Genomic DNA, 24,704 nt, shown 5'->3' with positions numbered 1-24,704 from the left:
AGGCCCCTGTCTCTACCCGAGCTCCCTCGCCACGTCCGGCTGGTAGCGTCCCGGGGCCAGGATGCCCGCCGGGTCGAGCGCCGCCTTGATCGCGCCCACCGTGCGCCAGTAGGTGTCGCGCGCCGGGTCGAGCCTCGCCATCGCATGGTTGCCGACGCGGTAGGGGATATAGCCGGCCTCGAACATGCTCCCGAAGACCTCGTCATGACAGGCACGGGCGCGCGCGGTCTCGTCCGGGTCCTGCTTGTCGTAGGCGATCGTCAGGACGCCGCCCAGCGTGCGTTCGTTGATCATGCTGAAGGTGGCGAACAGGTCGAAGCCGTAGCGCTCGAAGCTGACCTCGGCAAGCGCGTGGACCGCCAGCATGTCCTCGCCGCGCAGCGGCAGCACCGGCGAGACCCACAGCAGGCCGCAACCGTCGCGCGCCGGATCGGCCTGCGCAGGAAAGCTCGCCGGCAAGCCGTCGCGGCGGCGCCAGTAGGCACCGGTCAGGAAACGTCCGTCGGGCACGCCGCGGTTCATCGCGAACAGCGATTCGCCCAGCGCCACCTTGCCGCGCAGGCGCCGCCCCGCATTCGTATTCCCGAGCAGGCGCGCGGCCAGGGCGCCGGCACGCAGGCTGCGTTCGCTGATGAAAACGGGGCGCGCCGCGGTGCCGCGCAAGGCCCGGCGCAGGGCCGCGCGGGCCGCCGCCACCTGGGCCCGGGTGCCGTAGAGTGCGCCGGACACGCTCCAGGCCCCGATGCCGCCCTGCTCGCGCATGGCGCTGCGCAGCGCCTGCGGCAGGCGCGCGCCCTCGCTCACCCGGGCGCGCGGGAACACGCCGGCTCCGGACAACACCCGCATGTCGTTGCCGATGTGCAGGATGCTGCGCAGCGTCCCGTCCAGCCGCAAGGGACGCAGGGCGTCGACCACCGGCCCGATATCGGCGTGCGCAGGCACGCTGCACAGGAAGTGGTTCACGCATTCGGCCTGCGGCATCAGCCAGATGCCGAGCCGGGTCACGATGCCCATGTTCGACTGGGTGAACAGGCCGTCCAGGAAAGGCCCGACGCCATACGGGAACAGGTGGGTGGTGCGCGACTGCGCGTAATGCCCGAAACCGGTCTCGAGCAACTCGCCGCCGGGCAGGACCACCTGCATCCCGGCCACGTGCTGCAACCGGTTGCCGTAGGGAGAGTGGCCGAAGCCGCGCTCCATGATATTGCCGATGTAGCTGGTGTCGGGCCCGGCGCCGGTGCAGTCGGCCCAAAGCCGGTAGCCGCGCTGGCGCAGGTAGTCCGACAGCTGGCGCTGGGTCACGCCGGGCTCGATCACCGTATACGCGAGTTCCGGGTCGACGTGGATGATGCGGTTCATGCGCGACAGGTCGAGGATCACCTGGCCGGCGCCGACCGCGCAGGCGTCGCCATAGCCCCAGTTCTTGCCGGTGCTGATCGGGTAGACGGCGATGCGGGCGCCGGCGGCGATCCTGACCAGTTGCGCCACCTCGCCCGCATCGCCCGGACGCACCAGGGCCAGCGGACGCACCGGCCGCGCCGCCGTGCTGCGCGCATAGCGTTCGCGCGTGTCCTCGTCGACCAGGACATGGGCGGCGCCGACCGCGGCCGCCATGGCGGCCAGGGCGGCTTCCGGATGGGCGCTCTGCGGCAAATCCTTGAGTTGGCTCATGCCCATTCTCCTCCATGGCACAGCGCGGCGAGCCGGGCACTGATTGCGGGCTCGTCGCAGGCCGGGAAGAAATACGGATAGAAGGAGCGTTCGCCGGCCTGCTGCTGGACGCTGCCGCCCCATTTGCGGATGCTCGCGCCCATCTGGTCGAGCGGCAGGCGCAGCAGCACCGCCGGTGCGCCGACCCGGCTGCACGGCCGCTCACCGCCGAAATCGGCGAAGCCGAGCATGCGCCGGTAGAAGGCCACGTGGCGTGGATTGACCTCGATCACGTAGTCGGTAAAGCCATGCAGCTCGCGCGCATACAGCCAGGAGATGTGGATCAGGGCGGCGAACACGCGCTTGGACATGCCGGCATCGATCGCCAGGCGCGACGGTTCGCACAGCCGCCTCCCCTGGCGCCGCAGGATGTCGAGCCGGTCGCGGAAATTCTCGTCGGCCGGCAGCGCATTGCCCTTGTCCAGCCACAGGCTCATCGTGCCGACCAGCTCGCCCCCGGTTTCCGCATACAGAGTCACCTTGTCGGCGGCGCTGCGCTCGCCCGCTTCGAAGGCATAGCCGCGCCAGGCGTACATGCGGCGCACCAGGTCGCCGCTGTCGGCGTGGCGGCCTGCGGACAGGGCGACGCGGACGTTGAACAGCTGGGGCTCGGGCTGCGGGCGCGGCGCGTCCTGGCCGCCCTGCGCCGCGCGCCCGGCGGCGTGTCCCTGCGCCGGCGGCGCCTGGAACGATGCGATGGGCAATTCTTCTACCAACATGCTGGTCTCCTGAAAAAGCGTCCCGCCGGCATTGGCGAAAACGTCACGACTGCCATTCAGACAAGGTCATCAGTAAGCTGGTTCCCCACATTTCCGCAGCTTCTTTGCTGTCTGGATATGGATCAAGCTGATGAGAAACTTGCCACAAGCACCAGACGGAATTGCCGGCCCCATGCGGGGGTTTCGGTTCAGCACATGGGCGCTTTGACGGGTATCAACGGTAAAAAGGGTTACGCGGTGCGCGCCGCGCGCGGCCATATAATCGAAAAACCTGCCGCTGCGCGCCGGCTGGCTTTCTCCGGAGACCGTCCCATGTCCCTCCCCCGCCGTTCCCGGCCAGCCCGGCCATGCCAGTTGCCGCCCACCGAGTCCTGCGCCGACCTTCGACGCTCCGCATTACGTCCATGAGCGCCGTCCACCTTCCCGCACGCCGCCAGGCCGGCGCCGTCAGCCATGGGTAACCGTCCCGTCGCCGCGATGAGCCCGGCCTTTGCGCCGCCGCGCCTCGTCGCCCACGTCGTCAACCGGCTCGACTGCGGCGGAGCCGGCAACGGCCTGCTCGACCTGATCGCCCACATGCCCGGCGAACGCTACCGCCACGCGGTGCTCTGCATGCGCGACCACGGCATGTTCCATGCCGACCTGCGCGAGCACGGGGTGGAGGTCATCGACCTGCACAAGCGCGAGGGCGCCGACCTCGGCCATTTTCTGCGCATGGTGCGCGCCCTGCGCGCGCTGCGGCCCGATCTGGTGCATACGCGTAACTTCGGCGGCCTCGAGGGCCAGCTCGCGGCGGCGCTGGCCGGCGTGCGCCTGCGGGTGCATGGGGAATATGGACGCGAATTCGGACGCGAATCCGGACATGCTCCGGCCGAACCCGGCCGCGCGCGCGCGCCCAGCCTGCTGCGCCGGGCGCTGCGCCCCCTGGTCGGCCATTACATCGCCGCCAGTGCCGAGCAGGAGCGCTGGCTGATCGAACAGGTCGGAGCCGAACCCTCGCGGGTGTCGCATATCTCGAACGGCGTCGACAGCCTGGAGTTCCACCCGCGCCTGGGGCCGCACGCGGCGGTCGGGCCGGACGGCTTCATGCACGACGATGCCTTCGTCATCGGCAGCGTCGGCCGCATGGACGACGCCAAGAACGACACGACCCTGGTCGAAGCCTTCCTGCGCCTGATCTCGTCGCCGCATGCCTCGCACGGGCGGCTGCGCCTGATGATCGTCGGCGACGGGCCGATGCGCGCCGAATGCCAGGCGATGCTCGACCGCGCCGGGGCGGGCCACCGCGCCTGGCTGCCGGGCGAGCGGCCCGACACCGCCCAGCTGATGCGGGCGATGGACCTGATGGTATTGCCGGCGCTGGCCGAAGGCAGCGGCAACGTGCTGCTGGAGGCGATGGCGACCGGGCTGCCGGTCGTTGCCACCTCGGTCGGCGTGCACAAGGAACTGGTCCAGCCCGGCCTGACCGGCATCCTGGTGCCGCCGATGTCGCCGGACGTGATGGCGGCAGCGATCGCGGACTATTGCCGCATCCCCGAGATGGGCGCGCGCCATGGCGCGCGGGCCAGGGCCCAGGTGATTGCCCACCACAGCCTGCCGGCGATGGCGCGCAGCTACCTGGCCGTGTACGACGCGCTGGCGGCAAGCTGAGTCAGGGACGGCGCAATGTCTGCCCGGGGGCGGCGCCTGGTGAAGCCGCCCGCGTTCAGGCCTGCACGAGCGCAGCCGCGCTGCGATCCGTCTCCAGGCCGAAGCCGTCGCGCCGGCCGCGCGCCAGCCACTGTTCCAGCATCATGAGGCGCCACACCGTCTCGCCGTGCGTCGCCGGGTCTTCCGGCAGGCGCCGTGCGAGCAGCAGGTCGACGAATTCGCGGTGCAGGATGCGGCGCCGGGCCAGGCCGGACAGGCTGTCATAGGCAAGCGCGCGCAGGCGGGCGTCGCCCTGCAGCCAGCGGCCGAAGGGCAGCACCGGTGCGCGCTGCGCGGCCGGCAGGCCGGCGCCGATCTCGCCCAGTGCGCGCACAAACAGGCGGCGCGCGCCCTTGCCGCTCTTGTGGTGCGGCGCCAGGCGGGCCGCCATGGCGACCACGGCGTCGTCGAGGTAAGGCAGGACCGGCTGCATCCCCGCTGCCGCGCAGGCGGCCGAGAAAGCGGGCAGGATACGGCACGGCAGCTCGCCCTGCAGTTCGAGGTCGACCGCGCGGTTGGCCGCGCTGCGGGCCTGGGCCAGCCACCAGGTTTCTTCCTGCCTCGCGGCGGGCGCGTCCGGGTCCACCAGTTCGAGGAAGGCCGGTTCGAACACGTTCGCCGCGCCCAGGGCGAGCAAGGCATTGCGCCGGCGCAGCCGCACCAGCGGCGGCTGCAGCGCCTGCTCGATGCGCGCGCGTACCCGTTCGAAGGCGCCCGGCAGCTGCGCACCGAGGCCGAACAGCAGCGGCTCGATGGCCAGCTGGCGCAGTGCGCCCGGCAGGCGTTCGTAGCGGCTGGTGCGCGCCAGCGCGGCGTGGCGGCCGCAGCCGAACAGCTGGGCCGCGCCGAAGCCGCCATGCAGGCGCCCGTGGCCATCCTCGCGCGCCATCTGCGCCGCGTACAGCATGGCGACCGCGCCCGGCTCGCCGCAGGGTGCATCGCCCTGCCTGGCCAGCGCGGCCACGGCGTCGGCCACGTCGTCCGGGGCCAGCAATCGTTCGCGGTGGCGGCTGCCGATCCTGCGCGCGGCCATGCGGGCGCCCGCCAGTTGCCGCTCGCCGCCGACGCCGAAGCCGACGGCGTAGCTGTGTACCGGCTGTCCGGCGCCGCGCTGCAGCAGCGTTGCCAGCAGGGTGCCGGCACAGCCGCCGCCGAGCATCAGCGCGGCGCCCGCGTCCGAGGCGCAGTCCAGGGCGCAGGTGAGCGCATCGAGCAGTTCCGTTTGCGGCGCCGGCTCGACTGCGTGTTCGGTATAGCGCATGCGCCAGTAGCGGATGCGCTCGACGCGGCCACCGTGCAGGTGCAGGCATTCGCCCGGGGCCAGGCGGCGCTGGCCGGCAAACATCGTGCGCGGCCCGTGTACCGCGTGCAGGTACAGGTAGTCGAACAGGGCCTGCGGGTCGACCGTGCGGCCCGCGCCGGGGTGGCGCGCCAGCGCTTCGCCGCTGCTGGCAAACAGCAGGCTGCGTCCCGCCATCTGGTAGAACAGCGGGCGCGTGGCGCAGCGGTCCACGGCTACCAAGGCTTCGCCGCGGCGCTCGTCGAGGAGCGCGAAGGCGAAGTGGCCGGACAGCGCCGCGCAGGCCCTCGCCCCATGCGTGCGCCACAGCTGCGCCAGCACCTCGACCCGTTCGCCCCAGTGCACGATCAGCAGTCCGTCCTGGTGGTACAGGCTGGCCTCGTCGTGACGGGCCGCGAGCGCGACGGCGCCCAGGCTGTGGCCGGCGCTGCGCAGTGGCCGCGAACTGGCAAGATGCGAAGTAAAGGGCGCGGCCATGTCCTCGATCGGCAGGCCCGGGGGTTCGAGCGACACCCACCCGCACAGCCCGCTCATGACGCCACGTCCGCGAACAGCGGCGCCAGTTCGCCCGCCAGCAGCGCGCGGTCGATCTGTCCATCGCGCGCGCGCGGCAGGGGTGCGCGCCGGACGTCGACCATGGCCGGCAGCATGTGCAGCGGCAGCCGCGCGCGGCAGGCGCCGAACAGGATCGAGGAATCGAGCCGCGCGCCGGGCCGCGGCGTGGCCAGCACGGCGATGACCTGCCCCAGCACCGGATGGGCGACCCCGACCGCCGCCGCCTCGAGCACAAGCCCGGTGCCGACGACGATTTTTTCGACTTCGCGCCCGCTGATGCGGTAGCCGCCGCTGGTGATGGTGTTCTGGCGTGGATCGGCAAAGGATTCGGCAAGGTACAGGTAGCCGTCGAGATCGCGGCGCGCGCTGACGCCCGGCCAGTAGCCGCTCTCGCGCCGGGTTTCGCGTTGCGCCATGCCTGCGGCCGGCGGCAGGAAGCGGAACTGCTCGCGGTTGGCCGACGGGTCGTTCCAGTAACCTAATGGTACGAGCGCGCCGCGGCGCACCAGTTCGCCGGTCTCGCCGGGCGCGCACTCGCGGCCGTCGGCGCGCACCACGAGCCAGTCGGAATACGGGACGGCGCGCCCGATCGAGCCCGGGCGCTCGTCGAGCTGGGCCGGCATCAGGCTGGTCGAGCGGCAGGCCTCGCCGATGTCGTACAGCAGGTGGATGCGGGTGCGCGGCAGGCCGGCCCGCAGCGTCGTCAACGCGTCGGGGTCCAGGCCGCCGCCGGCGCAGGCGGCATAGCGCAGGCAGTCGGCGGCGCGGCCGAGCGTCTGTCCGGACAGGGCATTCCAGGTGGCGGGCAGCGCGACCAGCCCGGTGATCTCGCCGCCCTCGAGCAGGCGCGCCAGGGCTGCCGGATCGGGCAACGCAGCGGGCTGGATACCGCGCGGCGCGGCGCCCGGCGTATCGAGCACCACGGTAGCGCCGGCGGCGAGCGCGGCCAGCAAGGCGTTCAGCCCGTAGTCGCCATGGAAGGGCAAGGCCGCCAGCAGGCGGTCGCCGGGCTTGATCCCGAGGCAGCGCGCGGTCGACTCGGCGCCGGCGACCAGGTTGCGGTGCGAGAACGCGACGCCGCGCGGCGGCGCCGGCGTGGCAATCCGGGACGCCTTGTCCGGCGCTGTGTCCGCAGTTGCGTTCTCAGTTGTGTTGTAGATCAGGGCCGCCAGCGTCGCGCTGGCCGGTGCGGGCGAGCTGGAGGGCGTGGCGGAGGCCAGGAAGCGGTCCCAGGAAAGCACCGGAACCGGGGCCGAGCGCGGCATGCTGGCGCCGTGGACGACGATGCTGCGCAGCGAGGAGCACGCTTTCAGGGCATCGCCCAGCACGTGCAGTCCGGTCGGATCGACGACCAGCAGGCGCGCGCCGCAATCGCGCAGCAGGGCCGCCACCTGTGCAGGCGCCAGCGTCGGGTCGACCGGCACGAAGGCGCAGCCGGCGCTCGACGCGCCCAGCAGCGCGGCGACCGCGGGCGTGGAGGCCGGCAGGCAGACGGCGACCCGTTCGCCGGCGCCGATCCCGGCCGCTCCCAGGGCGCCGGCAAAGGCGGCAATCGCACCGGCCAGGCCGGCGTAGCTGATGCGCTCGGCGCCGTGGCGCAAGGCGGTGGCGTGCGGCGTCCAGACGGCTGCCGCTTCCACCAGTTCATGTGCCAGCTGGGCCATTTTTTCCTCCAATCAAGCTCAACGTAAAAATGCATGATTGAGAAAAACTGCAAACAGGTCATTGATTCTCGTCAATGGAAATTGCTTGGCCTCAGCTGTGTGCGCGCAAGGTCGGCCGGCGGCACGCGTGTCTAATTGACATAAATGCATGATCGTTACGTCCTTAAACCGGCCTCGACACGCCCTGCGCGCGCCCGGCCCCAGAGTGCAGGAGATGACAGGCCATGAATGCTCCGCTGCTGACCACGCCGCGCGTGGAGCCCTTTTTCTTCGATGCCGAGCCTGGCACGCGCTTTTCCCTGTACCACGCGCCGAATCCCCACGTGGCGCCGCGCGGCTCGATCCTCTACGTCCATCCCTTCGCCGGCGAGCTCAGCCGAACGCGGCGGATGGCGGCCCTGCAGTCGCGCGCCTTTGCCGCACTCGGCTACGCGGTGCTGCAAATCGACCTGTTCGGTTGCGGCGACAGCTGCGGCGAGTTCAATGCGGGGCGCTGGCAGATCTGGCACGCCGACCTGGCCCAGGCCGCCGCCTGGCTTGCCGACCGCGGCAACGGACCGCTGACCCTGTGGGGCCTGCGCTTGGGCGGCCTGCTGGCGCTCGACGCGGCGGTGCGCCTGGCGGCATGCCGGGTGCTGCTGTGGCAGCCCTACATGAGCGGGCGCGCCTGCATCAACCAGTTCCTGCGCCTGTCCGAGCAACTCCAGGATCCCGCCCCCGGAGCGCCGCGCAGCACGGCGGCGTTGCGCGCGCAGCTCGCCGTGCACGGCGCGATCGAGGTCGGCGGCTTCGAAGTGGCGGTGCCGCTGGTCAAAGCCATCGATGCCTGCGACGCCGCCCACGTGGTGCTGCCGCCCTGCCCCGTGCACTGGTTCGCCTACGGCGGTCCGGCGCCCTCGAAACTGGCGGCCAGTGCCGCCCGCCTCGGCGAACGCTGGCGCGCGGCCGGCGCGACCCTGCATTTCCATCCGCTCGAGGGTTCGCCGCTCTGGAGCGGCGCGGGCGAACTCGATTGCCCGTCCCTGCGCGCGGCGACCTGCGACGTGTTTACAGGAGATCCGGCATGAAACTCGAACAGCGTGCGCTGCGCTTTCACTGCGCCGGCAATGCCCTGATCGGCATCGTCGACGTCCCCGAACGGCCGCTGGTGCGCGGCATGCTAATCCTGGCCGACAGCAGCCAGTACCGCGCCGGCAGCCATCGCCAGTTCACCCTGCTCTCGCGCCTGCTGGCGGCGCGCGGCGTGGCCGTGATGCGTTTCGACCGCGCCGGCGCCGGCGACAGCGAGGGGCAGGCGATCGGCCAGGGCGTCGAGGACGTCGGCGCAGCCATGAAAGAATTCTTCTTCCATGTCCCCGAAATGAAGGAATGCGTGATCCTGGCGCCGGGCGACGCGGCTGCTGCCGCCGCGCTGTATGCCGCCGGCGACACGCGCATCGCCGGCCTGGCCTTGCTCGACCCTGTGCTCGACCCCTTGCTGCCGCAGCGGGGCGGCGGCACCGGTCGCGCGCCGGAAAACACGCCGGTCCTGCGCTACGGGCCGCGCTCGGCCGCCGACCGCCTGTTCCGGCGTGCCGCTGCCTTTCGCCAGGCAGCCAGCCGCGCCGTCGGGCGCGGGCCCGGAGGCGAAGCGCCCGGGCAGAAGCTGGCGCCGGCGCTCGCCCAGGCCCTGGCCGGCTTCGGCGGGCGCGTACTGCTGGTCTGCGGCGGCGCCCAGGCTCCCGGCAGCGACGCCACCCGCGCGCTCGTGGGCCAGTACCCGCGCAGCCGCCGGGTCGAGATCGCGCATGCCGGCGCCGACAGCCGGCGCAGCGCCTGGCGCGATGCCGTCGCCTTTGCCTGCGCCAGCTGGCTGGGTTCCTGGTAGGCTGGTGGCCTCCCCGGGCACGGGGGGAACGCATCCACGGCAAATCGACTATAGTAATGCTCTTGTACAAACATTAAACGTGCCATGAAATTTGACGTCGCAATTGTCGGCAGCGGTTTGGCCGGCCTGTCGGTGGCCCTGCACCTCGCGCAAACGCGCAAGGTTGCCATCATCTCGAAACGGGCGCTGCTCGACGGCGCCAGCAACTGGGCCCAGGGCGGCATCGCCGCCGTCCTCGATTCCGGCGACAGCCACGACCAGCATATCGCCGACACCCTGGTGGCCGGCGCCGGGCTGTGCGACGAAGGGGCCACCCGCTACATCGTCGAGCACGGCCGCGAAGCGATCGAATGGCTGATCGAGCAAGGCGTGCCGTTTACGCGCGACGCGACGGCGGAGCTGGGCTTCCACCTGACCCGCGAGGGCGGCCACAGCCAGCGCCGCATCATCCACGCCGCCGACGCCACCGGCCACGCGGTACAGGTCACGCTGGAACAGAAAGTGCGCGCCCATCCGAACATTTCGCTGTTCGAGCAGCACTGCGCGATCGACGTCATCACCTCGGACAAACTGAGCGGCAAGGCTGTACACGGCGGCACACCCCACCTGGTCGGCCAGCCGCGCTGCCACGGCCTCTACGTGCAGGACGAACAGAGCGGCAAGGTCCTGACCTTCGAGGCCGAGCACACGGTGCTGGCCACCGGCGGCGCCGGCAAGGTCTACCTGTACACGACCAATCCCGACACCGCCACCGGCGACGGCATCGCGATGGCCTGGCGCGCCGGCTGCCGCGTGTCGAACATGGAATTCATCCAGTTCCACCCGACCTGCCTGTACCACCCGTATGCCAAATCCTTCCTGATCACGGAAGCGATCCGCGGCGAAGGCGGCCTGTTGAAACTGCCGCCGGAAGCCGGCGTCGCGGCCGGCACGCGCTTCATGCCGGCCCACGACGAACGCGGCGAACTGGCCCCGCGCGACGTGGTGGCGCGCGCCATCGACTTCGAGATGAAGAAGCGCGGCCTCGATTACGTCCACCTCGACATCAGCCACCAGAGCCCGGAGTTCCTGAAGGAGCACTTCCCGACCATCTACGCGCGCTGTCTGGAACTGGGCATCGACATCACCAAAGAACCGATCCCGGTCGTGCCGGCGGTGCACTTCACCTGCGGCGGCGTGGTCACCGACCTGGCCGGGCGCACCGACATCCCCGGCCTGTACGCGGTCGGCGAAACGGCCTGCACCGGCCTGCACGGCGCGAACCGCCTGGCCAGCAATTCGCTGCTCGAATGCGTGGTCGTCGGCCGCGCCTGCGCCAGCCAGATCGCAGCCGCGCCGCGGGCCGAGAATCCGGTGCTGCCGCCCTGGGACGAAAGCCGCGTCACCAACGCCGACGAGGAAGTCGTCATCGCCCATAACTGGGACGAGCTGCGCCGCTTCATGTGGAATTACGTCGGCATCGTGCGCACCACCAAGCGCCTCGAACGCGCCCAGCACCGGATCAAGCTGCTGAAGGAAGAGATCGACGAGTACTACCGCAATTTCCGCATCACGCACGACCTGCTGGAGCTGCGCAACCTGGTCGACGTGGCCTCGCTGATCGTCAACAGCGCGCTCTCGCGCCACGAAAGCCGTGGCCTGCATTATTCGCGCGACTATCCGGACACGCTGCCGAAGGCGCTGCCGAGCGTCCTGACGCCCGAGCGGCGCTAAGCTCACGTTCCGCCTTGAACCGCAAACTGACCCTCCCCACGGCGCTGCTGCTGACGGTGCCGCCCCTGCTTTGGGCCGGCAACGCCATTGTCGGCCGCATGGTGCGCGACGCCGTGCCCCCGATGACGCTCAACCTGCTGCGCTGGAGCATCGCCCTGGTAGTGCTGCTGCCGCTCGGGCGCGCGATGTTCGCTCCCGGCAGCGGCGTGCTGTCCAACTGGCGCCGCTACAGCATGCTCGGCCTGCTCGGCATCGGCCTCTACAACTCGCTGCAATACCTGGCCCTGCAAAGCTCGACCCCGATCAACGTGACCCTGGTGGCCTCCGGCATGCCGGTCTGGATGCTGCTGGTCGGGAAGCTCTTCTACAAGGCGCCGGTGAAGCCGAAGCAGGTCGCCGGCGCGCTGCTCTCGATCGCAGGCGTGCTGGTGGTGCTGTGCCGCGGCGACATCGGCCAGCTGGCGGCCCTGCGCCTGGTGCCCGGCGACCTGTACATGATCCTGGCGACGATCGCCTGGTCCTTCTACAGCTGGATGCTGATGCAGCAGCGCGATGTGCCCGGCCTGCGCGCCGACTGGGCCGCTTTCCTGCTGGCCCAGGTCGGCTATGGCGTGCTGTGGTCGGCGGCCCTGTCGGCTGCCGAATGGGCTGTCAAGGATGTCGTGATCGCCTGGAGCTGGCCGCTCGCGGCCGCCCTGCTGTACGTCGCGATCGGGCCGGCGATCCTGGCGATGCGCTGCTGGGGCGCAGGCCTGCAAAAGGCGGGGCCGACGCTCGGCTCCTTCTTCATCAACCTGACCCCGCTCTTCACGGCGCTGCTCTCGTCCGCTTTTCTGGGCGAGGCGCCGCACCTGTACCACGCGCTGGCCTTCGGGTTGATCGTCGGCGGCATCGCCGTCTCGGCAAGGTAAGCGGCGCTCACTGCATCAGGTTGGTGCTCCACCAGACGCTGGCGATCTTCCATTTGCCCTCGATATTCTTCGTCATCTGCCAGGTCTCGATCCCGTAATTCCCGACCTTGCCGTCTTCCACGAACTCGTAATCGAACATCACCCAGGCGATGTGCTTGTCCTGGGTGATTTTCAGGTTGTAGAAGCGCTCTTCGACCGGCACTTTGCTGTCGCGGATGAAGCGCGCGAAATCGCGCAAGCCGCCGGCGCGCACGGGCACGGCGTTCGGATCGACCGATTCCTGGAGCTTCCGGAGTACCTCGGGCGGCGTCGGCGACGCGAATTCGATGTCGCTGTGGAGCATCAGCGAGGCCAGCTGGTAGGTGTTCTTCGTCTTCAGCGCGGACTGGAACTCGGCCACCACCTGCCGGATCTCGCGCTCGTCTTCCACCGTGGCCGTGTGGCGCCCGACGTGGGCGGGCGCCACGGCCGCATCGGCCGCATCTGCTGAGGTGACGATCATCGCAAACGCGCTCAATATGGCCAGAATCAGGTATCGCATGGGTTTTCCTTTCAGGATGTCGGAGCGGCCAGCGTAGGCCGGCGCCCGCCTGCCCGCAATCGCGCTGTGATGAACACCCGGAATCGTGTGTCGGCTGAACCTGCAAGGGTGCTACGATCCCAGCAGAACGGGAGAAAGCATTACGATGGCAGAAGGATTCGACGAGCATGAGCACGAGCACGCCACGCAACTGGCGGACTTCCTGGCGCGCCATCCGAACACGCTGGTCCTGACCGGCGCGGGCATGTCGACCGCCTCCGGCATTCCGGGCTACCGCGACCGCGAGGGCGTCAGGCGCGGCAACCTGCCGACCCAGGGCCCAGAGTTCCGCCGCTCGCAGGCCGCGCAGCGGCGTTACTGGGCGCGCAGCATGGTCGGCTGGCCGGTGCTGGCCGGCGCCCGTCCGAACGCCGGTCACCGGGCGCTGGCCGCTCTCGAACAGGGCGGCCACCTGCGCGCGCTGCTGACCCAGAATGTCGACGGCCTGCATACCCAGGCCGGCAGCCGCGCCGTGATTGAACTCCACGGAAACATCCACCTCACCGTCTGCCTGGACTGCGGGGAGCGCAGCTCGCGCGCCTCCGTCCAGGAGCAGCTGGTGGCCGCCAACCCGCACTTCGCGAACATCGTCGCCACGCCCCTGCCGGACGGCGATGCACAGCTGGAACCGGAGGCGCTGGCTGACTTTCGCCTGCCCGCCTGTCCGCATTGCGGCGGCACGCTCATGCCGGACGTCGTCTTCTTCGGCGACAACGTCCCTGCCGCCCGTACCGCCGCCGCGGTTGCGATGATGGACGCAGCCGACGCACTGCTCGTGGTCGGGTCCTCGCTCGTGGTGTTTTCCGGCTTTCGCTTTTGCCGCCTGGCCCACGCGGCCGGCAAACCGATCGCGGCGGTGAATCTCGGCTACACCCGGGCCGACCCGCTGCTGACGCTCAAGATCGAGAAGCAGGCCGAGCACCTGCTTCCAGGCGTCGCACACCTGTTGAACCAGACCGGAGGAGACACTCCACTCCAACATTTTGCACAAGGGGAAACACAGTGACGAGTTCATTCCGCAGCATCATCTCCCGCCCATCCGGTTCGGGCCTGTCCACCGGCGCCATCGTCGCCGGCCTCGGCCTGGCAGCCGCCTTCCTGGTCGTGCGCAGCAAGACCGCCCAGGCCGAACGCGAGAACCCGCCGCGCGGCAAGTTCGTCGAAGTCGACGGCGTGCGCCTGCACTATCTCGAGCGCGGCAGCGGGCCGGCCCTGGTGCTGCTGCACGGGAACGGCGTCTTCGCCAACGACTTCGAGTACAGCGGCCTGATGGAGCAATTGAGCGCGCGCTACCGGGTGATCGCCTTCGACCGTCCCGGCTACGGCTACAGCGACCGGCCGCGCAGCACGGTCTGGACCCCGGATGCCCAGGCGCGCCTGCTGCATCACGCGCTGCAGGAGATCGGGGTCGATTCGGCGATCGTGCTCGGCCATTCCTGGGGAACGATGGTCGCGCTCGCCATGGGCCTGCAGGTGCCCGACTTCGTGCGCGGCCTGGTGCTGCTGTCGGGCTACTTCTACCCTACCCTGCGCCTGGACGTGCCGGTGGTCGCGCAGCCGGCGATTCCGATCATCGGCGACCTGATGCGCTATACGGTGTCGCCCCTGATCTCGCGCATGCTGTGGCCGCTGCTCAGCAAGCGCGTGTTCTCGCCGATGAAGGTGCCGGAACGCTTCCGCCAGCTGTCGCCCTGGATGGCGCTGCGGCCGAAGCAGCTGCGCGCCAGCGGAGCGGAGGCGGCGCTGATGGTGCCGGCGGCGATGTCGCTGTCGAAACGGGTCGATCAGTTGCGCGTGCCGGTGCAGATCATCACGGGCACCCAGGACAAGATCGTCAAGCCGGCGGTCCAGTCCGAGCGGCTGCACGAGGCGCTGCAGGACGAGGGGCATTCGAGCGAGCTGCACCTGCAGCCGGGCGTGGGGCACATGGTGCATTATGCGCATCCGGAGCAGATCGTCGCCGCCGTCGATGCCATCGCGGCCCAGGTGGGAGAGCCGATCGGATTGCGCAGCCCGCGGGCGGAAGCCCTGGCGAGGGCGAGCGAGAGCGGGGTGTAAAAAAGGGCGGGCTCCTTTTAAAGAGCCCGCCCTTTTTCGTGCGCTTGTCGTGGTCCGCTCAGCCGACGATCCGCAGAGAATAATCCGTCGCCCGCACATCCTTGGTCAGGCTGCCGATCGAAATCCGGTCCACGCCCGTCTCCGCGATCGCGCGCACGGTCTCCATGTTGATGCCGCCCGAGGCCTCCAGCAGCGCGCGGCCCGCATTCACCTGCACCGCTTCGCGCATCATGCCGAGGTCGAAGTTATCCAGCAGGACGGACTTCGCACCCGCGGCCAGCGCTTCCTCGAGCTGGGCGATGGTCTCGACCTCGATCTGCACCGGAACGTTGGAACCCCGGCCGGCGTTCAATGCCGCGGCATTGTTCAGGGCAGCGGTGACGCCGCCGGCCGCGGCGATGTGGTTTTCCTTGATCAGGATGCCGTCGTATAAAGCCATGCGCTGGTTCTTGCCGCCGCCGACGCGCACCGCGTATTTCTGCGCCTGGCGCAGGCCGGGCAAGGTCTTGCGGGTGTCGAGGATGGCGGCATTCGTCCCCGCGATCACGTCGACGTACTTGCGGGTGGCGCTCGCCACGCCCGACAGCAGCTGCATGAAGTTCAGGGCCGCGCGCTCGGCGGTCAGCAGCGAACGGGGCGAGCCGGTTATCGTGCAGACGATGCTGTCCTTCGCCATCAGGTCGCCCTCGGCATACTTCCAGTCGATCTCGATGTCCTGGTCGACGGCCAGCATCACGCCTTCGAACCAGGGTGCGCCGCAGAGAACGGCCGCTTCGCGCACCAGAACCCGTGCCTGGGCGCGCGGTTCTTCGGGCACCAGCATGCCGGTCAGGTCGCCGGTCCCGATGTCTTCCAGCAGCGCGGCCAGGATGTTCTGTTCGAACGAGGCCTGCAGCTTGTCGTCGAAGGCATCGTGGGGGTTCTTCAGCGTCGTCATGCGGGGCCTACATTCGAGAAGAGTTGGGCGTTCTGTTCCAGCGCTCCGCTCGGCAGCGCCTGCGCTTTCCTGGCGGCGGCGAAGTCCAGCATACGGTCGATCGCGCGAACGGCCTCCTTGCCGATCGCCGGGTCGACAAAGACTTCATTTGCGCCCGATTCAAGCACCTCGGCCAGGTTCTTCAGGCCGTTCATAGCCATCCACGGGCAATGGGCGCAGCTTTTACACGTCGCGCTGTTGCCGGCGGTCGGCGCTTCGATGAAGTGCTTGCCCGGCGCGGCGGCGCGCATCTTGTGCAGGATGCCGTTGTCGGTGGCGACGATGAACTGGGTCGCCGGCAGCGTCACCGCGGCGTTGATCAGCTGGGTGGTCGAGCCGACCACGTCGGCCTGGGCCACGACGTTGGCGGGCGACTCGGGGTGCACCAGCACTTTCGCATCCGGGTATTCGGCCTTCAGCAGGTCGAGTTCGATGCCCTTGAACTCGTCGTGCACGATGCAGGAACCCTGCCACAGCAGCATGTCGGCGCCGGTCTGCTTCTGGATATAGGAACCGAGGTGGCGGTCGGGCGCCCACAGGATCTTCTTGCCCTGCTCGTGCAGGTGCTTGACGATGTCCAGGCCGATCGAGGACGTCACCATCCAGTCGGCACGCGCTTTCACGGCGGCGCTGGTATTCGCGTAGACCACGACCGTGCGGTCCGGATGCTGGTCGCAGAAAGCGGCGAATTCGTCGGCCGGGCAGCCCAGGTCGAGCGAACAGGTCGCTTCCAGGTCGGGCATCAGGATCGTCTTTTCGGGGCTCAGGATTTTCGCGGTCTCGCCCATGAAGCGCACGCCGGCGACGACCAGGGTCTTCGCCGGATGGTCGCGGCCGAAGCGGGCCATCTCGAGCGAATCCGAGACGCAGCCGCCGGTTTCCTCGGCCAGGTCCTGCAGGTCGGGATCGACGTAGTAGTGGGCGACGAGGACGGCTTCCTTTTCCTTCAGGAGGCGGCGGATGCGCTCTTTCAGTTCAGCTTTTTCTTCGCTGGCGAGGGGTGCGGGGGTGCGTGCCCAGGCTTGCGCGGTGCAGGCGTTGCCGCCTTGCGGGTGGTCGTATTCGTAGGTCTGGATGGGCAGGATGTTCATGCGTTATATGCTCTCTTGTCCGGCAGTGATACCGGCGCATGCCAAGCCAGCGCCGGTTGAACGCGTGGGGTCATGCGGGCCAGATGCCCGCATGACAAGCCGCCACGTACCTTAGTCGATGCCCTGGCTGGTCAGGTACTCTTCGTAGGTGCCGCGGAAGTCGACGACTTCGTTTTCCTTCACTTCCAGCACGCGCGTGGCGAGCGAGGAGACGAATTCGCGGTCGTGCGAGACGAAGATCAGGGTGCCTTCGTATTTGTCGAGGGCGATGTTCAGCGACTCGATCGATTCCATGTCCATGTGGTTGGTCGGCTCGTCCAGCAGCAGGACGTTGTGACGGCCCAGCATCAGCTTGCCGTACATCATGCGGCCCTTCTCGCCGCCGGACAGCACACGTACCGATTTCTTGACTTCGTCCCCGCCGAACAGCAGGCGGCCCAGGATCGAGCGCACGGCGAGGTCGTCGTCGCCCTCTTTCGTCCAGCGGCCCATCCAGTCGGTCAGCAGCGCGTCGGTCGCGAATTCCTCGGTCGGATCCTGCGGCATGTAGCCGACGTTGGCGTTCTCGGCCCACTTGGTGCGGCCGTGGTCGGCGGACAGGCCGGTGATGTCTTCGCCGCCGATGCAGCGCAGCAGCGTGGTTTTACCGGCACCGTTGGCGCCGATGATGGCAACCCGCTCGCCCGCCTCGATCATGATCGAGAAATTCCTGAACAGGGTGCGGTCGTAGGCCTTGGTCAGGCCCTCGGTCTCGACGGCCAGGCGGTGCAGCTTCTTCTCGCCTTCGAAGCGCACGAACGGATAGGCGCGCGAGGACGGCTTGAAGTCTTCGATCTTGATCTTGTCGATCATCTTGGCGCGCGAGGTGGCCTGGCGCGCCTTGGACTTGTTGGCCGAGAAACGGCGCACGAATTCCTGCAGTTCCGCGACCTTTTCCTTGGCCTTGGCATTGTTCGCCAGCTGCTGGTTGCGCGCCTGGGTCGAGGCCAGCATGTAGTCGTCGTACGAACCCGGATACACCTTCAGGGTGCCGTAGTCCATGTCGGCGATGTGGGTGCAGACCTGGTTCAGGAAGTGACGATCGTGGGAAATGATGATCATCGTCGAGTTACGCTGGTTCAGCACGTCTTCCAGCCAGCGGATCGTGTTGATGTCCAGGTTGTTGGTCGGCTCGTCGAGCAGCAGGATGTCCGGATTCGAGAACAGGGCCTGGGCCAGCAGCACGCGCAGCTTCCAGCCCGGCGCCACGGCGCTCATCGGGCCCTGGTGCAGCTCGCTGGCGATTTCCAGGCCCAGCAGCAGTTCGCCGGCACGGGCTTCGGCCGAGTAGCCGTCGTATTCGGCGACCTTGCCTTCCAGTTCGGCCGCGCGCATGTAGTCGTCGTCGGTCGCTTCCGGATTGGCGTAGATGGCGTCGCGCTGGGCGATGGCGTCCCACAGCTCGGTGTGGCCCATCATGACGACGTCGAGCACGCGCACGTCCTCGTACGCGAACTGGTCCTGGCGCAACTTACCGAGACGCTCGCCCGTGTCGAGGCTGACGTTGCCCGCCGACGGTTCGAGGTCGCCGCCGAGGATCTTCATGAAGGTCGACTTGCCGCAGCCGTTGGCGCCGATCAGGCCGTAACGGTTGCCATCGCCGAACTTGACGGAGATGTTCTCGAAGAGCGGCTTGGCGCCGAATTGCATTGTGATGTTAGCTGTGGAGAGCACTGGTGGAAACCTTTAGAAGCGTGTTCGATTAACCGGTTATTTTACCACCCCGGGCGCGGGCCGGGTTGCCGCAGGCTTCGCAGGCGCGGTCGCTCTCCCGCAGCGGCTCAGGCGCAGGACCGGGCTTGAGGCAGCGTCGGGTAGTTGCTCATCGTCAGCCGGAAGCCGGCCTCGTCCGACACCAGGGTCGCCTGGGCGCCGAACGGAATCGTCACCCGGCGCAGGCCATGGCCGAAGCTCAGGCCGTTGATGACCGGAATCGGCAGCGTCTTGCGCATATAAGCCAGCATGGCCTCGAAGTCGTAACCGTTGTCCATCGGGCCCAGCCGGTAACCGGAAAAATCGCCCAGCACCAGCGCCTGCTGGCGCGCCAGCACGCCGGCCTGCTGCAATTGCAGCAGCATGCGCTCGACCCGGTACGGGTGCTCGGCGATGTCTTCCACGAACAGGATGCCGCCGTCGATGCGCGGGAACCATTCGGTGCCGATCAGCGAGGCCAGCATCGCCAGGTTACCGCCCCAGATGGTGCCGCAGGCCTCCACGCGCGGGTTGCCGGCGGCGGTCTCGAGGATCGCGTGCGTGGGACCGGCCAGGCAGGACCAGAACTGCTCCTGTGTGAACGGGTCCGGCTCGGGCATGCCGAAATCGCTGACGGCAAACGGGCCCGCGTAGCTGAGTGCGCCCGTCTTTGCGTACAGGCCCATGTGCAGCGCCGTCATGTCCGAGTAGCCGACGAAGAGCTTGCCGCTGGCCGCGAGGCGCTCGAAATCGATGGCGGGCATGAGCCGGGTCAGGCCGTAGCCGCCGCGCACCGTCATCACGATATCGACCTCCGGATTCCCGGCCGCCGCATACAGGGCCGCCAGGCGTGCCTCGTCGGTGCCGCCGAAGCGCTGGTGGATGGCGCCATGGTCGTAGTAATTGTGCACGCGGCAGCCGCGCGCCTGCAGGTAGGCGATGCCGCGGTCGACCGCGGCCGGGTCCGGCACGCAGCCGGAAGGCGCCACGATGGCGACGCCGATGTTAGAGGTGATCACTGTTTGACGAAGAGCCGGGGTGTTGAGTCCGGTGTCATCTTACCGCGCGCGTTGGCGTCGATCAAGGCAAGCATCCGTTCGTTGAGCTGGGCCGGCAGGTCATGCCCCATGCCCTGGATGACTTCGAGGCGCGCCCCCGGTATCTGGGCGGCCGTGTCCTCGCCGCAGGCCAGCGGCACAAGCGGGTCGGCGGCGCCGTGGATGACCAGGGTCGGCGCCAGGATGGCACGCAGCAGTTCGCTGCGTTCGGGCGCGGCGCCGACCGCCTCCATCTGGCGCGCCGCGCCGGCCGGACAATAGCAGCGCCGCAAGGCCCGCGCGGCGCGCCGGCGCAGCTGCTTTTCCGGGGTCGGATAGGCCGGGCTGCCGATCGCCTGCTGCAGGCTGATCGCCGCTTCGATGATGGAATCGACGTCGTTCGGGTTGGCCGGGCGGCGCAACAGGGCCTGGCGCACGGCCGGCGTCGGGCCCGGCAGGCCGCGCTTGCCGCTGCTCGACATGATCGAGGCGAGGCTGAGCACACGCTGCGGGTGGCGCGCGGCGAGGATCTGCGCCACCATGCCGCCCATGGCCACGCCCACCAGGTGGGCGCGCGCCACGCCCAGCGCCGACAGCACGCCAAGGGCGTCGTCGGCCATGTCCTCGAGGTGGTAAGCGGGTTTGGCGGGGAGCTTCAGGTGCGACCTCAGCCAGCTCCAGGCACGGTTCGGCTTGCCGGCACGGTCGAACTTGGTCGACAGCCCGCTGTCGCGGTGATCGAAACGGATGACGTAGAAGCCCAGCTCGACCAGGCCGTCGACGAATTCCTCGGGCCAGCTCGTCAGCTGCATGCCGAGGCCCTGCACCAGCAGCACCGGCGCGGACTTGGCGTCCCCGGCGGTGTCGAAGGCGATGCGGATTCCGTTGGCGGTCAGCGTCGGCATGGTAGTGAAAGGGAGCCGGTGAAGTGGAAGCTGGTGTCTGTTGCGCCGCACGGCGGCCGGATGAAACCAGCATAGCATTTTCACTGCAGCCGCGGCGCCCGTGGCTGTGCGTGCGCGCCCTCGCGGACGCAGGTCAGCAGGTCAAGCCCTCAGGTTCGACGCGCAGCCGCTCGCCGTTCGGCAAAGAAGCCTTTGAGCATGGCGCTCGCCTCCCCGGCCAGCACGCCCCCGGCGACTTCGGTGTGGTGATTCAGCACCGCGTGCGCGAACAGGTCCAGCACCGAACCGCAAACCCCGGTCTTCGGGTCGCTTGCCGCATACACGACGCGCGCCAGCCGCGCATGCATCATCGCGCCCGAACACATGGCGCAGGGTTCCAGGGTGACGTAGAGCTCGCAGCCGGGCAGCCGGTAGTTGCCGAGCTTCTCGGCCGCCGCGCGCAGGGCCACGACCTCGGCGTGCGCGGTCGGGTCGTGGCGCCCGATCGGCTGGTTGTAGCCGACCGCCACCACTTCGCCATCCTTGACGACGACGGCGCCGACCGGCACCTCGCCCTCGAGGCGCGCCAGCTCGGCCTGCGCCAGGGCGATGCGCATGAATTTGGCATCCAGCGCGGCATCACGCACCGCATCATGCACGGCGCCGGCCGGCAGGGTCGCAGCGAGCTCGGCGCTGTCAGGCATCGGTGATCTCGGCCCAGCAGTTCGGCGTTTCGTGCAGCACCAGTTTATGCAGGTGCAGGCCGGTGCCGAAGCGGTCGGTATAGGCCGCCTTCAGGATGCCGAAGGCCACTTGCGCCAGGTTTTCCACGGTCGGGATGCGGTCGATCACGACCGTCTTGTGGCCGGGCAGGCTGGCCAGGAAGTCGCGCACCTTGTCGTCCTTTTCGTAGACGATGAAGGCGTGGTCCCAGACGTCGACCAGGTGCTCCTTGGCCAGGGCCTTGATGTCGGAGAAGTCCATGATCATGCCGTTGTCCGAGTTGCCCTCGGCCTGGATCACCTCGCCCACCAGGGTGATTTCGAGGGTATAGCGGTGGCCGTGCAGGTTGCGGCACTGGCTTTTGTGGTCGGGAATCCGGTGTCCGGCATCGAATTCGAGCTTGCGGGTAATAGTGAGCATCTGGGTGGTTCTTTTCTTACGGGATTTGCAGCAGTTTATGGGTCTGAAGGCTGAGCTTCCACTTCGGATTGCGGCGGCAGGTCTCGATCGCCAGGCGCGTATTTTGCGCGGCCAGCAGGCCGTCCATCGGCTGCACGAAGAAATTGTCGAAGTCGAGATGCTCGTAGGCGGCCAGGTCCTGGTTCGCCTGCGGGATCACGACCTTGATCTCGTTGCCCTTCTCGACGACCAGCTTCGAACCCATCTTCGGGCTCACGCAGATCCAGTCGACGCCGGGCGGCACCGGCAGGGTGCCGTTGGTTTCGATGGCGATCGTGAAGCCGTGCGCATGCATGGCCGCGATCAGCGCTTCATCGAGCTGCAGCAGCGGCTCGCCGCCGGTGAAGACGACGTACTTGCTCGGCGCGTGGCTCGCGGGCCACAGGCTGTCGATCTCGGCGGCGAGGGCTTCGGCATCGCGGAACTTGCCGCCGCGTTCGCCGTCGGTGCCGACGAAATCGGTATCGCAGAAGGTGCAGACGGCGGTTGCGCGATCGGCTTCGCGCCCGGTCCACAGGTTGCAGCCGGAGAAGCGGCAGAACACTGCCGGCCGGCCGGCGTGCGCCCCTTCTCCCTGCAAGGTGTAGAAAATCTCTTTAATGCTGTAAGTCACGTTAAGCCTCTCGTCAACCTTCCATTATACCGCGCCGAAAGCGCGCTTGCCGAGTGTCCTGCCCGGGCTTCGGCTTCATTGCAGGGCCGCTTGCCAAAATTGCCATCCGGCTTGGGTATTGACTCCAGACAAAACAACGCTTGACGACTAGCGGTAACTTGACTAGAGGAAATTTCTGATAACCCGTCGGAAGGAGCGTCATGAAAACAGCCGGTAGCGTCCCCGTCATCACGATCGCCCTCGTCGGCGCGGCCTGCGCCTTCGGCGCCACGCTGCCCGTGGCGACGCCGAGCCTGTCGACCCTGACGACGGTCGTCTGGCTGCTCGGTGCCGGCGCCGCGGTCTGCCTGTTGCTGCGCCGTGCGATCGACGCCGACGACCGCGCCCGCGAACTGGCCACGCGCCTGGCGCGCGAACAGGACGCCCGCCGCGCCGCCGAGACCAACCTGGCCGACACCCAGACCGTCCTGTCGAAGCTGGTGCGCCAGCAGGACAGCGCCCGCGACAGCGAGCGCGGCCGGATCGCACGCGAGATCGGCGACGAACTCGGCCAGACCCTGCTGACCCTGCGGGTCGAACTGTCGCTGCTGCAGGCGGCCTCACTCGGGGTCCAGGCCTCGGTGCATGCGCGCACCGGCGCCATGATCGGCACCCTCGACCTGGCCCTGCACTCCCTGCGCGAGTTGGTCCATGGGCTGCGCCCGCTGGCACTGAACGAGGGCTTGCGCGCCGCGCTCGAGCGCCAGCTGAACGAATTCACGCGCCTGAACGGCATCGCCCACCAGCTCGAGATCGCTCCCGGCACCCTGATGGAACCTGAATGCGCGGCCTTCGACGCGGACGCCCTGCTCTACCGGGTCTTGCAGGAAGCACTGGCCGAGCTTGCCGACCAGGCCAGCGCCACGGAGGTGCACGTACGTTTGCAGCGCGGCGACACGGGGGTAACGTTGCGTATCGACGACAACGGTGACGGCATTGCCCGCGCCGCCCCACATGGCGGCCGGCGCTGCGCCTGCGGCCTGGCGGGCATGCGCGAACGGGTCGAAGCCTCGGGCGGCGCCCTGCGTATCGCCGCCGCACCCGGCGGCGGAACAATGCTGGCGCTGACCCTGCCCTCGACCCGGGGTTTCGCCCTCAGTTGAATTGTCAATCCGGAGCAGGTTGCTCCACATCAATAGCGTCCCGGAGCCGCAGTCGCAGAATCGGTCCTTGTCAGCAATCAATAATTGCTTAACGGAAAAAGGCCGACTGATGACCAGTACAGCAATGCAGTGCGTGACCAGCCCGCTCACCACCAGCCCGCCCATCGACGGAATGCCTCCCGCAAACGGGCATGCCGGCCTGCCGGCCAAGATCACGGAGTCGATCGCCCCGGCCGCCGACCTGGCCTTCGCCTACCAGTTGATGGAGATGCTGGCAGTGCCTGCATTCGTACTCGACAGCAAGGCCCAGGTCCTGATCTGGAACCGGGCCTGCGAACGCCTGACCGGCGTGCCCGCCAGCGAGATCGTCGGCACCGACAACCACTGGCGCAGTTTCTACGACGAGCCGCGCCCTACCCTGGCCGACCTGGTGATCCAGAACCGGCTCGACGAGATCCGCCACATCTACCCGCGCCACGGCAAGCCGCAGGCGGGCACGCAGCCGGGGAGCCAGTCGTGCAACAGCGCGCCGCTGTCGGTCGAAACCTGGTGCGACATGCCGCGCGCCGGCAAGCGCCGCTACCTGGCGGCCGACGCAAGCCCGATCTTCGACGACAACGGCCGCCTGAAAGCCGTCGTCGAAACCCTGCGCGACCTGACCGACGAAAAGATGGCCCTGCTCGCACTGGAAAAGCTGGCCACGCGCGACGGCCTGACCGGCCTGGCCAACCGCCGCTGCTTCGACGACACCCTCGCCGCCGAATGGGCGCGCGCCCTGCGCCAGAGCCAGCCGATTTCGCTGCTGATGGTCGACGTCGACAATTTCAAAGCCTATAACGACGCCAACGGCCACCTCGGCGGCGACGAATGCCTGAAGCGCATCGCCACCGCCGTCGCCAGCGAAATGCGCGCCAACGACCTGGTGGCGCGCTACGGCGGCGAGGAGTTCGCCGTGATCCTGCCGAACCAGGCGCTCAAGGGCGCGGCCATCGTCGCCGAACGCATCCGCCGCCGCGTCGAACAGCTTCAGCTGCCGAGCGGCCTCGCGCCCCTGCGCAAGGTAACGGTGTCGATCGGCGCGGCCACCGCGATCGCCGGACCGGACAATTGCGCGAGCGAGCTGGTGGCGATCGCCGATGCCGCCCTGTACCGCGCCAAGCACCTCGGGCGCAACCGCATCAGCCTGCCGTCGGCCGAGGGCGGTTGAGTCCGCGCCTTCGCATGCATATCTGATCTCGCTGTTCATTCCCTGGGGAATATCTTATGCTTCGCGCTAGATTTT

The 24,704-nt window shown here is 68.7% G+C and carries 22 protein-coding genes; 9 read left to right on the top strand and 13 right to left on the bottom strand.

Annotation, left to right across the window (positions count from 1 at the left end):
• Positions 1 to 12: 12 nt before the first annotated feature.
• Positions 13 to 1,671: an FAD-binding oxidoreductase gene (locus tag LPB04_RS17840; RefSeq protein ID WP_227496462.1), complete on the bottom strand. Its 1,659-nt coding sequence runs from the start codon at positions 1,669 to 1,671 to the stop codon at positions 13 to 15.
• Positions 1,668 to 2,429, bottom strand: a complete 762-nt coding sequence (locus LPB04_RS17835; RefSeq protein WP_193685842.1) for an N-acyl amino acid synthase FeeM domain-containing protein — start codon at positions 2,427 to 2,429, stop codon at positions 1,668 to 1,670. Before LPB04_RS17835 ends, LPB04_RS17840 begins: the two co-directional genes overlap by 4 nt.
• Positions 2,430 to 2,882: 453 nt before the next feature.
• Here LPB04_RS17835 and LPB04_RS17830 point away from each other — a divergent pair, with 453 nt between their 5' ends.
• A complete protein-coding gene (locus tag LPB04_RS17830) occupies positions 2,883 to 4,079 on the top strand; it encodes a glycosyltransferase (RefSeq protein ID WP_227496461.1) in 1,197 nt (398 codons plus the stop codon).
• A 55-nt stretch (positions 4,080 to 4,134) separates the two neighbouring features.
• Here the strand turns inward: LPB04_RS17830 and LPB04_RS17825 are convergent, their stop codons facing one another.
• The gene (locus LPB04_RS17825; protein WP_193685841.1) at positions 4,135 to 5,952 is read right to left on the bottom strand and encodes an asparagine synthase-related protein; all 1,818 of its coding nucleotides are present in this window, start codon (positions 5,950 to 5,952) and stop codon (positions 4,135 to 4,137) included.
• Positions 5,949 to 7,637: an AMP-binding protein gene (locus tag LPB04_RS17820; RefSeq protein WP_193685840.1), complete on the bottom strand. Its 1,689-nt coding sequence runs from the start codon at positions 7,635 to 7,637 to the stop codon at positions 5,949 to 5,951. The genes LPB04_RS17825 and LPB04_RS17820 overlap by 4 nt, the downstream gene beginning before the upstream one ends.
• Positions 7,638 to 7,861: 224 nt before the next feature.
• On the opposite strand from LPB04_RS17820, the gene LPB04_RS17815 reads away from it, so the two are divergent.
• From LPB04_RS17815 to LPB04_RS17800, 4 genes are all read left to right on the top strand, one after another.
• A complete protein-coding gene (locus LPB04_RS17815; RefSeq protein WP_193685839.1) occupies positions 7,862 to 8,704 on the top strand; it encodes a hydrolase 2, exosortase A system-associated in 843 nt (280 codons plus the stop codon).
• Positions 8,701 to 9,504: an alpha/beta hydrolase family protein gene (locus LPB04_RS17810; protein ID WP_193685838.1), complete on the top strand. Its 804-nt coding sequence runs from the start codon at positions 8,701 to 8,703 to the stop codon at positions 9,502 to 9,504. Before LPB04_RS17815 ends, LPB04_RS17810 begins: the two co-directional genes overlap by 4 nt.
• Positions 9,505 to 9,588: 84 nt before the next feature.
• The gene (gene nadB / locus LPB04_RS17805) at positions 9,589 to 11,217 is read left to right on the top strand and encodes an L-aspartate oxidase (protein ID WP_193685837.1); all 1,629 of its coding nucleotides are present in this window, start codon (positions 9,589 to 9,591) and stop codon (positions 11,215 to 11,217) included.
• Positions 11,218 to 11,231: 14 nt separating this feature from the next.
• Positions 11,232 to 12,128, top strand: coding sequence for a DMT family transporter (locus LPB04_RS17800; RefSeq protein WP_193685836.1), 897 nt, complete (start codon positions 11,232 to 11,234; stop codon positions 12,126 to 12,128).
• Positions 12,129 to 12,135: 7 nt separating this feature from the next.
• Here LPB04_RS17800 and LPB04_RS17795 read toward each other — a convergent pair whose 3' ends face one another.
• The gene (locus tag LPB04_RS17795) at positions 12,136 to 12,669 is read right to left on the bottom strand and encodes a Cif family virulence factor (protein WP_193685835.1); all 534 of its coding nucleotides are present in this window, start codon (positions 12,667 to 12,669) and stop codon (positions 12,136 to 12,138) included.
• Between the two features lie 145 nt (positions 12,670 to 12,814).
• Between LPB04_RS17795 and LPB04_RS17790 the strand changes: the two genes are divergently transcribed.
• Together LPB04_RS17790 and LPB04_RS17785 are read left to right on the top strand one after the other, a co-directional pair.
• Positions 12,815 to 13,714 (top strand): NAD-dependent protein deacetylase, encoded by a 900-nt coding sequence (locus LPB04_RS17790; RefSeq protein ID WP_193685834.1) that lies wholly within the window; start codon positions 12,815 to 12,817, stop codon positions 13,712 to 13,714.
• Complete coding sequence (locus LPB04_RS17785) at positions 13,711 to 14,766, top strand: alpha/beta fold hydrolase (protein ID WP_227496460.1); 1,056 nt, start codon at positions 13,711 to 13,713, stop codon at positions 14,764 to 14,766. Before LPB04_RS17790 ends, LPB04_RS17785 begins: the two co-directional genes overlap by 4 nt.
• A 58-nt stretch (positions 14,767 to 14,824) precedes the next feature.
• On the opposite strand, the gene nadC is transcribed toward LPB04_RS17785, so the two are convergent.
• The 8 genes from nadC to queE all read right to left on the bottom strand — a co-directional run bounded on the left by nadC (position 14,825) and on the right by queE (position 22,280).
• Entirely contained in the window at positions 14,825 to 15,703 is an 879-nt protein-coding gene (gene nadC / locus LPB04_RS17780; RefSeq protein WP_193685833.1) for a carboxylating nicotinate-nucleotide diphosphorylase, read from the bottom strand.
• Positions 15,700 to 16,833, bottom strand: a complete 1,134-nt coding sequence (gene nadA, locus LPB04_RS17775) for a quinolinate synthase NadA (protein ID WP_193685832.1) — start codon at positions 16,831 to 16,833, stop codon at positions 15,700 to 15,702. Before nadA ends, nadC begins: the two co-directional genes overlap by 4 nt.
• A gap of 111 nt (positions 16,834 to 16,944) precedes the next feature.
• A complete protein-coding gene (locus LPB04_RS17770) occupies positions 16,945 to 18,546 on the bottom strand; it encodes an ABC-F family ATPase (protein WP_193685831.1) in 1,602 nt (533 codons plus the stop codon).
• Between the two features lie 107 nt (positions 18,547 to 18,653).
• Positions 18,654 to 19,583 (bottom strand): muramoyltetrapeptide carboxypeptidase, encoded by a 930-nt coding sequence (ldcA, locus tag LPB04_RS17765; RefSeq protein WP_193685830.1) that lies wholly within the window; start codon positions 19,581 to 19,583, stop codon positions 18,654 to 18,656.
• A complete protein-coding gene (locus LPB04_RS17760; RefSeq protein WP_193685829.1) occupies positions 19,580 to 20,506 on the bottom strand; it encodes an alpha/beta fold hydrolase in 927 nt (308 codons plus the stop codon). The genes ldcA and LPB04_RS17760 overlap by 4 nt, the downstream gene beginning before the upstream one ends.
• 149 nt (positions 20,507 to 20,655) lie before the next feature.
• On the bottom strand, positions 20,656 to 21,189 hold the full coding sequence (gene tadA, locus LPB04_RS17755) for a tRNA adenosine(34) deaminase TadA (RefSeq protein ID WP_193685828.1): 534 nt from the start codon (positions 21,187 to 21,189) through the stop codon (positions 20,656 to 20,658).
• A complete protein-coding gene (gene queD, locus LPB04_RS17750) occupies positions 21,182 to 21,628 on the bottom strand; it encodes a 6-carboxytetrahydropterin synthase QueD (protein ID WP_193685827.1) in 447 nt (148 codons plus the stop codon). Before queD ends, tadA begins: the two co-directional genes overlap by 8 nt.
• Before the next feature lie 16 nt (positions 21,629 to 21,644).
• On the bottom strand, positions 21,645 to 22,280 hold the full coding sequence (gene queE, locus LPB04_RS17745) for a 7-carboxy-7-deazaguanine synthase (protein ID WP_193685826.1): 636 nt from the start codon (positions 22,278 to 22,280) through the stop codon (positions 21,645 to 21,647).
• A gap of 200 nt (positions 22,281 to 22,480) precedes the next feature.
• Between queE and LPB04_RS17740 the strand changes: the two genes are divergently transcribed.
• On the top strand, positions 22,481 to 23,422 hold the full coding sequence (locus LPB04_RS17740) for a sensor histidine kinase (protein WP_193685825.1): 942 nt from the start codon (positions 22,481 to 22,483) through the stop codon (positions 23,420 to 23,422).
• A 262-nt stretch (positions 23,423 to 23,684) separates the two neighbouring features.
• The gene (locus tag LPB04_RS17735; protein ID WP_193689063.1) at positions 23,685 to 24,629 is read left to right on the top strand and encodes a sensor domain-containing diguanylate cyclase; all 945 of its coding nucleotides are present in this window, start codon (positions 23,685 to 23,687) and stop codon (positions 24,627 to 24,629) included.
• The last annotated feature ends 75 nt before the right edge of the window (positions 24,630 to 24,704 follow it).

This window comes from Massilia litorea (assembly GCF_015101885.1).
In the GTDB taxonomy this organism is placed as follows: domain Bacteria; phylum Pseudomonadota; class Gammaproteobacteria; order Burkholderiales; family Burkholderiaceae_D; genus Telluria; species Telluria litorea.
This window is presented reverse-complemented; position numbering and strand designations above follow the sequence as displayed.